The sequence below is a fragment of the Photobacterium sp. 1_MG-2023 genome, assembly GCF_030547945.1.
GTDB lineage: Bacteria > Pseudomonadota > Gammaproteobacteria > Enterobacterales > Vibrionaceae > Photobacterium.
In genome coordinates this window covers 333608-346573 of sequence record NZ_JAUORR010000002.1, presented here as the reverse complement: position 1 = coordinate 346573, position 12966 = coordinate 333608, and the positions used below count along the sequence as shown (strand labels likewise).

13 protein-coding genes are annotated in these 12966 nt (G+C 54.4%); 7 read left to right on the top strand and 6 right to left on the bottom strand.

Features of this window, described 5'->3' with window-relative positions; all coding sequences use genetic code 11:
• Positions 1-58: 58 nt before the first annotated feature.
• From frsA to Q4579_RS03445, 4 genes are all read left to right on the top strand, one after another.
• A complete protein-coding gene (gene frsA / locus Q4579_RS03460) occupies positions 59-1315 on the top strand; it encodes an esterase FrsA (RefSeq protein WP_303561631.1) in 1257 nt (418 codons plus the stop codon).
• A gap of 152 nt (positions 1316-1467) precedes the next feature.
• Positions 1468-1872 (top strand): sigma factor-binding protein Crl, encoded by a 405-nt coding sequence (gene crl / locus Q4579_RS03455; RefSeq protein ID WP_303561629.1) that lies wholly within the window; start codon positions 1468-1470, stop codon positions 1870-1872.
• A gap of 117 nt (positions 1873-1989) precedes the next feature.
• A complete protein-coding gene (proB, locus tag Q4579_RS03450; RefSeq protein WP_303561626.1) occupies positions 1990-3150 on the top strand; it encodes a glutamate 5-kinase in 1161 nt (386 codons plus the stop codon).
• 32 nt (positions 3151-3182) lie between these two features.
• Positions 3183-4439, top strand: a complete 1257-nt coding sequence (locus tag Q4579_RS03445; RefSeq protein ID WP_303561624.1) for a glutamate-5-semialdehyde dehydrogenase — start codon at positions 3183-3185, stop codon at positions 4437-4439.
• A 64-nt stretch (positions 4440-4503) separates the two neighbouring features.
• Here the strand turns inward: Q4579_RS03445 and Q4579_RS03440 are convergent, their stop codons facing one another.
• The 6 genes from Q4579_RS03440 to narQ all read right to left on the bottom strand — a co-directional run bounded on the left by Q4579_RS03440 (position 4504) and on the right by narQ (position 9374).
• Entirely contained in the window at positions 4504-4719 is a 216-nt protein-coding gene (locus tag Q4579_RS03440) for a DUF2897 family protein (RefSeq protein ID WP_303561622.1), read from the bottom strand.
• Position 4720: 1 nt separating this feature from the next.
• Positions 4721-5410 (bottom strand): M15 family metallopeptidase, encoded by a 690-nt coding sequence (locus Q4579_RS03435; RefSeq protein WP_303561621.1) that lies wholly within the window; start codon positions 5408-5410, stop codon positions 4721-4723.
• Positions 5407-6540, bottom strand: a complete 1134-nt coding sequence (gene dapE, locus Q4579_RS03430; RefSeq protein WP_303561619.1) for a succinyl-diaminopimelate desuccinylase — start codon at positions 6538-6540, stop codon at positions 5407-5409. Before dapE ends, Q4579_RS03435 begins: the two co-directional genes overlap by 4 nt.
• Before the next feature lie 50 nt (positions 6541-6590).
• On the bottom strand, positions 6591-6938 hold the full coding sequence (locus Q4579_RS03425; protein ID WP_303561617.1) for an ArsC family reductase: 348 nt from the start codon (positions 6936-6938) through the stop codon (positions 6591-6593).
• Between the two features lie 115 nt (positions 6939-7053).
• Entirely contained in the window at positions 7054-7689 is a 636-nt protein-coding gene (locus Q4579_RS03420; protein WP_303561614.1) for a response regulator, read from the bottom strand.
• A gap of 5 nt (positions 7690-7694) precedes the next feature.
• Positions 7695-9374 carry a nitrate/nitrite two-component system sensor histidine kinase NarQ gene (gene narQ / locus Q4579_RS03415; protein WP_303561612.1) on the bottom strand — a complete coding sequence of 560 codons (1680 nt, stop codon included), beginning with the start codon at positions 9372-9374 and terminating at the stop codon, positions 7695-7697.
• Positions 9375-9649: 275 nt separating this feature from the next.
• Here narQ and napF point away from each other — a divergent pair, with 275 nt between their 5' ends.
• Genes napF through napA form a run of 3 tightly spaced genes read left to right on the top strand, consistent with a single transcriptional unit; the run spans position 9650 to position 12956 of the window.
• Positions 9650-10147: a ferredoxin-type protein NapF gene (gene napF, locus Q4579_RS03410; protein WP_303561610.1), complete on the top strand. Its 498-nt coding sequence runs from the start codon at positions 9650-9652 to the stop codon at positions 10145-10147.
• Positions 10144-10473: a chaperone NapD gene (locus tag Q4579_RS03405; RefSeq protein ID WP_303561609.1), complete on the top strand. Its 330-nt coding sequence runs from the start codon at positions 10144-10146 to the stop codon at positions 10471-10473. Before napF ends, Q4579_RS03405 begins: the two co-directional genes overlap by 4 nt.
• On the top strand, positions 10470-12956 hold the full coding sequence (gene napA / locus Q4579_RS03400; RefSeq protein ID WP_303561607.1) for a periplasmic nitrate reductase subunit alpha: 2487 nt from the start codon (positions 10470-10472) through the stop codon (positions 12954-12956). Before Q4579_RS03405 ends, napA begins: the two co-directional genes overlap by 4 nt.
• The last annotated feature ends 10 nt before the right edge of the window (positions 12957-12966 follow it).

The window sequence follows — 12966 nt, the reverse complement described above, 5'->3', positions numbered from 1 at the left end:
CGAGAAGCAGGTTATCGGTTGGATAACCTTTTGGATTTTCAATGTGCAGGAGTGAATTGTGTCTGAGCCTTCCAAGGTCAATCTGTCTGAAAAACTGTTTGCCCCGCGTCAAACCACAAAAGAAACCTCCAGTCTGGTGAAGCTGGCGCATGTGGCCTCCAATGAGATGCACAATGCGCTGGATGGCGACAGTGTCTCGGGTTGGTATCGGGTGCTGCGACGGCCGCAGTGGATCTGGCAGGGCGTGGATCCGATTGAGATGGAAGCCGTGTTCTCGCGCATTGCGGGCTCCACTGCCAAACGAACCCAGGATGAATTGTTAGATACGGTGATTGGTTTTAAGCCGGGCAACTGGGTGTATGAGTGGTCGCAATTGGGCAGTCAGTATCAGCGCAAGAGCCGCGAATTGCTGGATAAAGGCGAGAAAGCACAGGCTGCCGAGATGTTGCTGAAAGCCAGTACACACTACGGCATTGCGGCTTATCCGCATTTGAAAGGGGATGAACTGGCTGCACAGGCAGAGTTGCAGGCCACGGTGACTTATAAAGATGCAACTGAACTCATGCCCCATCAGGTGAAAACCATTGATGTCTCCTATCAGGGCAAAACCTTTCAGGCTTTTATTCATTTGCCCCGGACTGATGTTTTGCTGCCGACGGTGATCGTTAGTGGTGGTCTGGATACGCTGCAGACGGAGCTGTGGCCGCTCTATGAGCATTACTTCGGCCCGGCTGGTTTCGCGATGATCACGCTGGATATGCCATCGGTGGGTCACAGTGCCGCCTGGACACTGACGGAAGATACCAGCCGACTCCATCAGGCGCTGGTGCAACAGCTTCGGGATGTACCTTGGGTCGACCACCATCGGGTGGGGATGCTGGGGATTCGTTTTGGTGGCAACGCGGCCATTCGCCTGGGGTTTGTTGAACCCACACGATTGAAAACCTGTATCAGCCTGGGCGGCATTATTCATGGCTTCCTCGCACAACCCAAACTGCTGAACAGCATGCCACGGATGTATCTCGACATGTTTGCTTCCCGGATGGGTAAGAATGGCGTTTCGAAAGCCAGCCTGATCTCGCATATGACGGCATGGTCATTGAAACAGCAGGGGCTGCTGGGACGTCGCAAAGTGGATATTCCGATGCTGGCCATCAATCTGAAAGATGATCCGGTTTGCCCGGAAACGGACAATCAGCTCATCGCGCTGTCCAGCCGGGGCGGGAAAGCCATCAGCCTGCCTGCTGCCCCGATTCATGACGGATATCATCGCGCGATGCAGGATGTCGTTGCCTGGCTGAAAGAGAAGTTGTAACCCGGGGGCTGACTGGTCAGAGGATGTAAATAAAATGTTGCCATTTATGCAGCCTTGTGCGTTTAATGGATACAGCAACACGGGAACATTCTGAGGTAACTGACTCAGAACATTGCGCTTTTGTTGAACACCTGACTAAGGATGGACATGTTATGCCAACACAAGTCACTTTTCCTCCTCATGGCCGCCTGATGACCAAACTGACTGCGCTTGGCCCTTATCTTCGCCAGCAGCAGTCCTCTGAAGGGCACTTTTTCTTTGATTGTCTGGCAAGTTGTATCAGTGCCAAGAAAGAACCCGAAGAGCGAGAGTTCTGGGGCTGGTGGCTGGAACTGACACAAATTGAGGATGGTTTTCAGTACAGTTACCGGTTTGGCCGTTTTGATCTGCATGGTGACTGGAAGGAAGAAAAAGTACCGGCCAAGCACCAGGAACCGGTTCAGCAGACACTGGAAGATTTCTACAAAAAGCTCTGTACCTTGTTAGAACAGGAATACGAGCTTGCCATTCATCCGGCCCCCGATCTTTCAGAGCCCACTTTGTCCGTTTCAGCCTGAGGACAGAGCGAAACCCTGAAAAACCAGAAAATGCGCCGTCTCTGGCGCATTTTTCTTGTGCTTTATCATTGGGGTTGATAAAACAATTGCCATTCTTCCGCATCCATTACTTTTTTCATGGCTGATCATCACAAAACACACACAGGTGAGCAGACCGCTCATCAGACAGCAAACGTTGCATCACAGACGATCGTGGTGAAACTGGGCACCAGTGTTCTGACCGGCGGTACGCTCAAGCTTGATCGCGCCCATATGGTTGAACTGGTCCGCCAGTGTGCCCATTTACGCCAGCAGGGCCATCAGGTCATTATTGTGACCTCGGGTGCTATTGCTGCCGGCCGGGAGCATTTGGACTATCCGGAATTGCCAAAAACCATGGCCAGTAAGCAGCTGCTGGCGGCTGTGGGCCAGAGTCGTCTGATTCAGGAATGGGAACAGCTCTTCAGTATTTACGGTCTGCATGTCGGCCAGATGCTGCTGACCCGGGCTGATCTGAACGATCGGGAACGTTACCTCAACGCACGAGATATGCTGCTGGCATTGCTGGAGCACGGCATTATTCCTGTGGTGAACGAGAACGATGCTGTCGCGACCACTGAAATCAAAGTGGGCGATAATGATAATTTATCGGCACTGGTTGGGATTCTGGCCGGTGCAGACAAACTCTTGTTGCTGACTGACCAGCCAGGACTGTTTACCGCAGATCCGAGAAGCAATCCGGATGCGGAATTGATCCGCGAAGTGCATACCATAGACGAGACCCTGCGCAAGCTGGCGGGGGGCAGTGTCGGTGGTTTGGGCACGGGGGGGATGGCGACCAAGCTTCAGGCAGCTGATGTCGCACGTCGTGCAGGTATTGAAGTGATTATCGCCGCAGGCAGCCGACCGGAAGTTGTGGCTGGTATTGTGAAAGGTGAACAGGTGGGAACCCGGTTCCTGCCATTGGAATCGCCTTTAGAAAGCCGTAAGCGCTGGATCCTGGCCGGACCGCCACCCGCAGGTGATATTATTGTAGATACGGGAGCGGCGACTGCGGTCACTCAGCGGGGCAGTAGTTTGCTGGCGAAAGGGATCACTGCGGTGAAAGGTGAGTTTGAACGGGGTGAAGTCGCCCGGATTTACAGCACCGACGGCATCTTGCTGGCGCGGGGGATCAGCCGGTATTCCAGCCAGGATATGTCAAAAATTGCGGGCAAGCACAGTCAGGATATTCATAAAGTGCTCGGCTATGAGTACGGACCGGTTGCCGTTCACCGGGATGATCTGGTACTGATCTAAGCAATCAATGAATAAGTAAGAAGGGGAACAGGGTGGAAATGCAATCCATGGGAAAGGCCGCCAAGCAGGCGGCTTTTACACTGGCGACAATCGCGACCGCACAGAAAAATCAGGCGCTGGCTTTTATTGCCGATGAACTGGAAGCGCGTCAGGATGAGATTCTGAAGGCCAACGAGACCGATCTGGCCGCAGCCCGTGAAAGCGGAATGACGGAAGCGCTGCTGGATCGTCTGATGCTGAATGAATCGCGTCTGGCTGCCATTGCCAGTGATGTTCGTCATGTCATTGGACTACCTGATCCCGTCGGTGCCGAACTGGACTCACGTGTGCTGGAAAATGGCATGCGCCTGAGCCGTCGACGAGTGCCGTTGGGCGTGGTCGGGGTGATTTATGAAGCTCGTCCGAATGTCACCATTGATATTGCTGCTCTGTGTCTGAAAACAGGGAACGCCAGTATTCTGCGTGGCGGCCGTGAAACTTTTCACTCCAATATGGCGCTGGTTCAGGTCATTCAGCAGGCGCTGGAAAAAGCAGGATTGCCTGCTGATTCGGTTCAGTACATTGCCAAACCGGACCGGGAATTGGTGTCTGAGCTGCTGACGCTGGATCAGTACGTGGATATGATCATTCCTCGGGGTGGTGCGGGTTTGCATCAGATGTGTAAGGAAAAAAGTACCATTCCTGTCATTATCGGTGGATTTGGGATCAGCCATGTATATGTTGATCAGTCTGCCGATTTAGTCCGGGCACTGGACGTGGTTGAAAATTCAAAAGTTCAGCGTCCTTCGGCCTGTAATGCACTGGATACGCTGCTGGTTCATCAGGCCGTGGCGGCAGAATTCCTGCCTCAGCTGGCCGAGCGGATGAATCAGAATCAGGTGATGCTGGTGGCTGAAGGTGAGGCACTGTCCATGCTTCAGGGCAAGGCTGCACAGTTGCGTGCGGCTGAGGCTGGTGACTTTGATACGGAATGGCTGAGTTATACGCTGGGTGTGAAAATTGTGCCGGATCTGGATGCGGCTATACAGCATATGCAGGATCACAATGCCAGCCACTCAGATGCAATCCTGACCAATGATCTGATGTCTGCCGAGCGTTTTATTAATGCAGCAGGCTCGGCAGCGGTGTATGTGAATGCTTCTACCCGCTTTACCGATGGTGCTCAGTTTGGTCTGGGTGCGGAAGTGGCGGTGTCGACGCAGAAGCTGCACGCGCGCGGCCCGATGGGACTGGAAGAGCTGACCAGCTACAAGTGGGTTGGTCAGGCGGACTATTTATGCCGCAGCTGATGGCTGGCGACTGAAGCCATCGCTGACGTGACGAAAATAACCGGTGTCTGATCTCAGACGCCGGTTATTTTTTATCGGTCGGTGCAGCGTCGTCCTTGGTGTCATCGGTCGGATAATGCTTCGACATATTCTCCACCTGACGCTGCTTGCGCAGCAGTTCTTTGGTTTTGTCGTGCGGGCCGAATTTCATATTGGCCGTGTACTTAATGGCGGCAATATTACTGACCACGACACTGACCACGATGATGGTGATGACCCAGGGGTTGAGTAGCCATTCCATATCAGACCTCACAGATGTTGTTGATGTACTTACTGTAAAGCGTATCAAGGTTTGCCAGAATTTGCGATTTCCCTTCAACAGGTTGTTGACGGATCACCGTGGCAAGCTGGCTTGGCGTACACAGCGCCCGGAGGACTTCGCTGATCGGAAAATAGCTGATATGCCAGGGTTCTGCGGCAACACCGCCCAGATCAACGGCATAAGGCCGGTAAAAGCCGTACCGCGTTATATTGGCGGACAGCCAATCATTGAATCTGGCCTGATGAGCATCCCCTTCATACTCCCAGGGTTCGAGCTGAAGCTTTTCTCCCTCGGGCAGACAATTGGCAGCGTACACATCAATATCTGTTCCCCAGTGGTGCCGGCTGGCACCGGGCAGGGCGGACCAGCGTAAAATCGCATGGATTTTGGCTTCATCCGACAGACTGTCCGGATCCAGCGGCTGACTGTTGCTGTCCAAAATCGGACGCAATCCCTGAAACTTGTTGTTCCAGATCAGCATCTGGCGATCAAAGGAGCGGAAAGCGCTGGCCAGCGTCAGTTCAAAGCCCGCCTTACTGGCCGCCTGTTGCAGCGCGGCCAGTGCGTCCTCAACACCCTGGTGAATTTGTTTTCCCTGATAGTCACACAGATGACTTTCGTCTTGCCCGGTGAGCTGCGCCAGTGTTAACGGGTGTTCGAGGTGTTTCATACCAGTGCTTTTTCCAGAACTTTCTGATACATGTCGGTCAGTTTTTCCAGATCGGCGATTTTCACACATTCGTTCACCTTGTGAATGGTGGCATTCACCGGCCCCAGTTCGACCACCTGTGCGCCGGTACGGGCAATGAAACGACCATCTGAGGTTCCACCGGTTGTGAGCAGTTCAGGGCGACGATGGTTCACTTCCTCAATCGCGCTGACAACGGCTTCCAGCAGGGTGCCTTCATCGGTCAGGAACGGATGACCGCTGAAGGTCCATTTCAGGTGGTAGGACAGACCATGGGCATCCAGTACGGAATGCACTTTGCGTTTGATGTCTTCATCTGTCAGCTCGGTACTGAAGCGGAAGTTGAACTGGACTTCAAACTCTCCCGGAATGACGTTAGAGGCACCGGTGCCTGCTGCGACATTCGCGATCTGAAAGCTGGTTGGCGGGAAGTATTCATTGCCGTTGTCCCAGGTTGTCGCGGCCAGTTCGGCCAGAGCCGGCATGGCATTATGAACCGGGTTATCTGCCAGATGCGGGTAAGCGACATGGCCCTGAACGCCTTTGACCACTAAGTCCCCGGTGATGGAACCGCGGCGGCCGTTTTTTACCACATCACCCACTTCATGGGTACTGGAGGGTTCGCCCACAATACACATATCGATTTTTTCATGTCTGGCTTCCAGCGCATCAATCACGCGGGTGGTACCGTTAATGAAAGGCCCTTCTTCATCGGAGGTGATCAAGAGTGCAATCGAACCTTGGTGGTCCGGATGCTCTGCCAGATAACGTTCAATCGCAACCACCATGCACGCCAGAGAGCCTTTCATATCGGCAGCGCCGCGGCCATGAAGGTAACCGTCAATGACCGTCGGCTCAAACGGTGGTGTATGCCATTGGGCCGCAGGGCCTGCCGGAACCACATCGGTATGACCTGCAAACACAAACAGCGGGGCTTCAGTGCCCCGGCGAGCCCAGAGATTGGTGGTATCTTCAAATACCATGGGCTCAATCTTGAAGCCCAGCTTTTCCAGTCGGTTGATCATCAACGCCTGACAGCCGGCATCTTCAGGGGTGACTGACGGGCGGCTGATCAGGTCTTTGGCCAGGGCAAGAACGGGGCTGTCTGACATCCGTGTTTCCTTCTTGATTCGTAAATGTTTGGGAAATAAAAAAGTCGGGCTCAGGCAAAAATGCCCTGATATTGTTCAGGTTTAAAGCCCAGATGATAGGTGTTGTTGTGGACCAGCAGGGGACGCTTGATCATCGCCGGATGTTCCAGCATCAGTGCCAGTGCATTGTCGCGGTTCAGATTGTTTTTTTGTTCATCGCTCAGTTGGCGAAACGTGGTGCCGCGTTTGTTGAGCATGGCTTCCCAGCCGAGCTCGGCTTCAAAGGTTTCCAGCAGGCTTGGGTCCAGACCATCGGCGCGGTAGTCATGAAAGCGGTAATCGATGCCCTGAGCATCCAGCCATTTTTTCATTTTCTTGATGGTGTCGCAGTTTTTAATACCGTAGGCAATGGTGCTCATAATCTAACCCGTGTTCGCTTGGCTGAATGGAAATAACAGCCCCTTTTATAACGGGAATCAACAGGCTTCGCAATGGCAAAGCCTGTTCCGGGCGGATTCAGGGCCGCGGTGGGGATTATCTGTCCTGTGCCTGCAGATAAATGACGGTGGCTGCCGTGCGGGAACCAGCCCCCAGCTTTTTGAGCAGACTTTTGATATGAACTTTGACGGTGGCTTCGGAGATGTAAAGCTGGCTGGCAATATCTTTATTTCGCTTGCCCTGAGCCACCAGCCGGAGAATCTCCGTTTCTCTGACGGTCAGTTCACCCAGCGGATCCGGCGCCGAGAGTTCTTCAGCCAGAATCTGGCTGATCTGTTCACTGAACACCTGCTGACCGTTCAGTGCCTGACGCAGCAATGTCAGCAACTGCTCTGGTTCTGTATCTTTGAGCAGATACCCGTCGGCTCCTGCGTTCAGGAGTGCCCGGATATCACTGGGATTGTCGGAGACGGTGAGAATGACGACCAGTGCCTGACAGTCCTGCTCCCGCAAAGCCCGGAGTGTATCCAGCCCAGACAATCCTTTCATATTCAGATCGAGCAGAATCAGGTCCGGGTCGTCTGCTGCGGCAAGGTCCAAAGCCTGATAGCCCTGGCTGGCTTCCCCGATCAGGGTAAAGTCGGGTTCCAGTGAAAGCAACTGGCTGAGACCCCGGCGCATCAGCGGATGGTCATCCACAATCAGTATTCGAGAGGCAGGGGGTTGGGTCATCGCGGTTATCCTGTTTGTTGTAAGACGAATTTCACCTGCACCCGGCAGCCTTCGCCGGTGGCACTGGTGAGCATTAAGTTACCACCCAGACTTTCGGTGCGTTCCTGCATGATGGCCAGCCCGTAATGGGCGTGTTTGGCGTGCGAGGGGTCAAAACCCACCCCGTCATCGGCGATCGTCACGAAAACTTGATGGCCGTCCATCCAGCAATGGATGGCAATGCGGGTGGCTTGCGCATGCTTGATGGCGTTCAGGACTGCTTCCCGGGTGATTTGCAGTAAATGAATATGCTGAGATGCATTGAGCTGTAAGGAAGGCAACTGGTTGTGCAGCACAATACAGGCGGAGGTCTGACTGCGAAGCGGGGCGAGCATATCCGTCAGCGCTTCGCCAAGCCGGCCGGGTTGCACATTCAGACGAAAAGTATTGAGCAGCTCCCGAAGCTGGCGATAAGCCTGAGACAACCCCTGATCCAGATCATCAATGACGGCACGGGCCTCGTCTGGCGCGCCGGCATTCTGGCGTTTGAGCAGCGCCAGCTGAATTTTCAGATATGACAGAGACTGTGCCAGCGAGTCGTGCAGTTCCCGGGCAATGGTTGCTCTTTCTTCCATCAGCAAAAGCTGGTCATTGCGGGTCTGTGTTTGCTGTGTATAAAGCGCCCGGCTCAGAAGGTGGCCAACACTGATGATCAGGGTCGGATCCGGACAGGGCAGGGTGTGTTGCCACCACAGCGTGCCTAAAGACTGATCCGCCTGCTTCAGGGGGTGCTGATGCCAGCGCTGGTTCTCGTCCGGCTGACCGGCTTCAAATTCAGACCGGACGCCATCATCTTCTTCAACCACCAGCCGGATCACTGCAAACCCTTCCAACTGAATCAGATGGTCTAGGATCTGACTGAAATGCCGGGCCTGAATCCGGTTGACCGAGAGCAACTGTGCACAGTCATACAAAGTTTTCAGGGCAGTGTTGGCTTCCTGCAGCCGGTGTGTTTTTTCAGCCACGGTTGACTCCAGTGCCTGATAGCTTTGCCCCAGCTCTTCAGCCATCTGGTTAAACGCTCTGGCCAGCGTGCCCAGTTCATTCTGGCTGTGCTCACTGACCCGGACGGAAAAACAGCGCGACTGAACCTGCCGACTGGCCGCCAGCAGGCTTTGCAACGGCGGCACAATCTGGCGGCGACTGTAGTGGATGGCAAAGAGGGCGAGCAGAAGGATGAGCCCCAGACCGAGGCCGGAAAAGATCGCCATCAGTTGCAGTTTGTGCTGTGAAAATGCCTGGATGTCGGAGACGAATTGGTCAATCCGGTCAACAAACTCAGGCATCTGGCGCAGATAACTTTCCGGAAACTGGCTGGTCAGCTGTGGGCTGAGCTGCCGCCAGTCTTCCAGCAGGGCCTGATAGCTCCGGGTGATTCTGGCGGGGGTTAATCTGTCTTCCAGGGAGCTCAATGCCGGCGCATTCAGGGTCTGACTGAACCGCAGGATATCTGCTTCATCCGCCTGACCTGTCTGGGCGAGCTGAAACGCGAGCCGATAGCTCTGCATGCGAAGCGAGCCTGCCAGATTGACCATCTCGGCATCATAGCGGCTGGCATTGACGGTCATCAGAGTCGCGCCGGTGGTCAGTAAAGACAGTAATACAATCGCCAGCATCACGCGCGCGATGACGGTCGTTACGCTCATCTTTTGATCACCATGCCTGTTGATGTTCGGGTACTGAGACACGCGGGCTCCTGCGCGGAAAGTGACAGTTTTCATGTTCATTCTGATGTTGTCGCTGATGTTTGGCATTTTGTGAAGATTGTCAGTGTACTTTCTTGATCTCAAACAAGCTTAGCCCCGAATTACCCCCTTCGGGGTATGGGCTGCTATTGATAACCCTACCTAAACTAAGCTTATAAAACAGGCACGGCATCTTGCGGACCCGGCGATGCTGCTGCGTAAGAGGTGATGAACTCATGGCAGATCTGGCAAGGCGATTCTGGTTACGGCAACGACAGGCACTGCAGGCGCCCCGCTTACCCTGGATGATCGGGGATACGGCGTTTACCGATCAGTGTACGCGTTGCCAGAACTGCCTGAAGGCCTGTGAATCACACATCATTGTGATTGGAGACGGCGGCTTCCCCCAAGTCGATTTTCAGCATGGCGAGTGCACCTTTTGCTATCAGTGTGCCGATGTTTGCCCGGAGCCGTTGTTTCGTCCCCGTGCCGAGGCACCCTGGAGCGCGACCGCCAGCATCACGGAAAGTTGTCTTGCTGCTCAGGGCGTGGAATGCCGGAGTTGTGGTGATGCCTGTGAACCGATGGCGATTCAATTCTCGCTGCAGCCTGGCTGTGTTGCACAGCCGGAAGTTCTTGCAGCCGATTGTACGGGCTGCGGGGCCTGCGTGTCTGTCTGCCCGAGCCAAGCCATTCATATTCAGTCTGAAACTCAGCGGAACCACACATCATGAAGCAATACAGTGAAGCGAACCAAGCCAGTCGGCATCCGCCGTTGGGTCATGCAGGTAAGGGCGGAGAAGTGCATATTTCCAGCCTGGTCATCCATGTCAAACCGGAAGGGCTGGCGCAGGTAAAAGCCCGGGTAAATGCCATACCACAAGCTGAAGTTTATGGCGAAAGCCCGGCGGGCAAGCTGGTGGTGGTTCTGGAAACGGCAAGCCACCGGGAAGTTGCAGACCTGATCGACATCATTCATGCATATGAGCATGTGCTCACCGCTTTTCTGGTGTTTCACCAGATTGAGCAGCAAGGACCTGACTTTGAGGAAATCCAATGAAAATGACCCGACGGGCGTTTGTGAAAGCAAACGCGGCTGCGTCTGCTGCGGCGGTCGCAGGTATCAGTTTACCGGCCACCGCCACTAATCTGATTGTGAGCTCGGATGAAACCAAGATTCACTGGGACAAAGCCCCGTGCCGTTTTTGCGGGACTGGCTGTTCTGTGCTGGTGGGAACACAGGAAGGGCGGGTGATTGCGACGCAGGCCGATCCGGAAGCGGAAGTGAACCGTGGCCTGAACTGCATTAAAGGCTACTTTCTGTCCAAAATCATGTACGGTGCCGACCGTTTGACAACCCCTTTGCTGCGCATGAAGGACGGCAAGTTCCATAAAGATGGTGATTTTCAGCCCATCAGCTGGGATCAGGCATTCGATATCATGGCCGAGAAATGGAAAGCAGCGCTGAAAGCCAAAGGGCCGACCAGCGTGGGCATGTTCGGCTCCGGTCAATGGACCGTTATGGAAGGCTATGCCGCGTCGAAAATGATGAAAGCGGGGTTCCGCTCCAATAATATCGACCCCAATGCTCGGCACTGTATGGCGTCGGCTGTTGTGGGGTTCATGCGGGCGTTCAATATGGACGAACCCATGGGCTGCTATGACGACTTTGAACATGCGGATGCTTTTGTGCTTTGGGGGTCAAACATGGCCGAAATGCACCCGATATTGTGGACCCGGATTACCGACCGCCGGCTGAGCTACCCGCATGTCAAAGTGAACGTCCTGTCGACTTATTATCACCGCTCCTTTGAGCTGGCGGATAACGGGATGATCTTCCATCCGCAGACGGATCTGGCGATTGCCAACTTTATCGCACATTACATCATTGAAAATGATGCCGTGAACTGGGATTTCGTGAACAAGCATACCCACTTCAAGCGGGCCGATACGGATATCGGCTATGGCCTGCGTGATGATGACCCGCTTCAGAAAGCAGCGGCACACCCGAATTCCGGTGCGATGCATGACATGAGTTTCGAGGAATATAAAGCTTCTGTCGCTGAATATACGCTGGAGAAAGCAGCGGAACTATCGGGCGTTGCACAGGAAAAACTGCTGGAGCTGGCCAAATATTATGCCGATCCGAACATCAAAGTGATGTCGCTCTGGACCATGGGCATGAACCAGCACACCCGCGGTGTCTGGATGAACAACCTGGTCTATAACATTCACCTGCTCACCGGAAAAATCTCGCAGCCGGGCAATAGTCCGTTCTCGCTGACCGGTCAGCCATCGGCGTGTGGGACCGCGCGGGAAGTGGGCACCTTTGCCCATCGTCTGCCGGCGGATCTGGTGGTCACCAATCCGAAACACCGCGCTACCGCTGAGAAAATCTGGAAGTTGCCGGAAGGCACCATCCCGCCGAAGCCCGGTTTCCATGCCGTGCAGCAAGACCGAATGCTGCATGATGGTGTCCTGAATGCTTACTGGGTGATGTGTAACAACAACATGCAGGCGGGGCCGAATATCAATGTCGAGCGTTTGCCGGGTTACCGCAATCCAGAGAATTTCATTGTCTGCTCCGATCCCTATCCGACCGCAACCGCACAGGCTGCTGATTTGGTGTTACCAACCGCCATGTGGGTGGAGAAAGAGGGTGCATACGGTAATGCAGAGCGCCGGACGCAGGCTTGGTATCAGCAGGTGAAGGCGCCGGGGGATGCGAAATCGGATCTCTGGCAGATCATGGAATTCAGCAAGCGCTTCAAGATAGAAGAAGTCTGGGATGAAGCTTTGCTGGCCAAGATGCCGGAGTACCGGGGTAAGACAATGTACGACGTGCTGTTCCGCAACGGGCAGATTGATAAGTTCCCGCTGAAAGAAGCCCAGACACTCAATGATGATGCCCAATCGCAGGGGTTCTATGTTCAGAAAGGTCTGTTTGAGGAATATGCAGCCTTTGGCCGGGGTCATGGCCACGATCTGGCACCTTACGATGCCTATCACGAAGCGCGCGGCCTGCGCTGGCCGGTGGTGAATGGACAGGAAACCCGCTGGCGCTATGCCGAGGGTTCAGACCCTTATGTACCCGAAGGCAAAGGGTTTTACTTTTATGGTCAGCCGGACGGCAAAGCCAACATTATCTTTGCGCCTTATGAACAGCCACCGGAAGTCCCGGACGAAACCTATGACTTGTGGCTCTGTACGGGGCGGGTGCTGGAGCACTGGCACACCGGTACCATGACGCGTCGTGTCCCTGAGCTTTACAAAGCCGTGCCGGATGCCGTGTGTTACATGCATCCGGATGACGCGAAGCAGCGCAATATCCGCCGGGGCGATGAGGTTTTGCTGGCTTCACGTCGTGGTGAAGTGCGTTGCCGGGTGGATACACGGGGCCGGAATCGTCCGCCAGCCGGGCTTGTGTTTGTGCCTTTCTTTGATGCCCGGGTCTTGATTAACAAACTGGTGCTCGATGCAACGGATCCGCTCTCCAAGCAGACGGATTATAAAAAATGTCCAATCAAGATCACCAAGGTGTAAGGGAGCCGGT

Excerpts from the sequence above, each read along its gene's own strand:
- crl (WP_303561629.1), top strand. The coding sequence starts at position 1,468 with ATGCCAACACAAGTCACTTTTCCTCCTCATGGCCGCCTGATGACCAAA.
- proB (WP_303561626.1), top strand. The coding sequence starts at position 1,990 with ATGGCTGATCATCACAAAACACACACAGGTGAGCAGACCGCTCATCAG.
- Q4579_RS03440 (WP_303561622.1), bottom strand. The coding sequence starts at position 4,719 with ATGGAATGGCTACTCAACCCCTGGGTCATCACCATCATCGTGGTCAGT.
- Q4579_RS03435 (WP_303561621.1), bottom strand. The coding sequence starts at position 5,410 with ATGAAACACCTCGAACACCCGTTAACACTGGCGCAGCTCACCGGGCAA.
- dapE (WP_303561619.1), bottom strand. The coding sequence starts at position 6,540 with ATGTCAGACAGCCCCGTTCTTGCCCTGGCCAAAGACCTGATCAGCCGC.
- Q4579_RS03425 (WP_303561617.1), bottom strand. The coding sequence starts at position 6,938 with ATGAGCACCATTGCCTACGGTATTAAAAACTGCGACACCATCAAGAAA.
- Q4579_RS03420 (WP_303561614.1), bottom strand. The coding sequence starts at position 7,689 with ATGACCCAACCCCCTGCCTCTCGAATACTGATTGTGGATGACCATCCG.
- narQ (WP_303561612.1), bottom strand. The coding sequence starts at position 9,374 with ATGAGCGTAACGACCGTCATCGCGCGCGTGATGCTGGCGATTGTATTA.
- napF (WP_303561610.1), top strand. The coding sequence starts at position 9,650 with ATGGCAGATCTGGCAAGGCGATTCTGGTTACGGCAACGACAGGCACTG.
- Q4579_RS03405 (WP_303561609.1), top strand. The coding sequence starts at position 10,144 with ATGAAGCAATACAGTGAAGCGAACCAAGCCAGTCGGCATCCGCCGTTG.
- napA (WP_303561607.1), top strand. The coding sequence starts at position 10,470 with ATGAAAATGACCCGACGGGCGTTTGTGAAAGCAAACGCGGCTGCGTCT.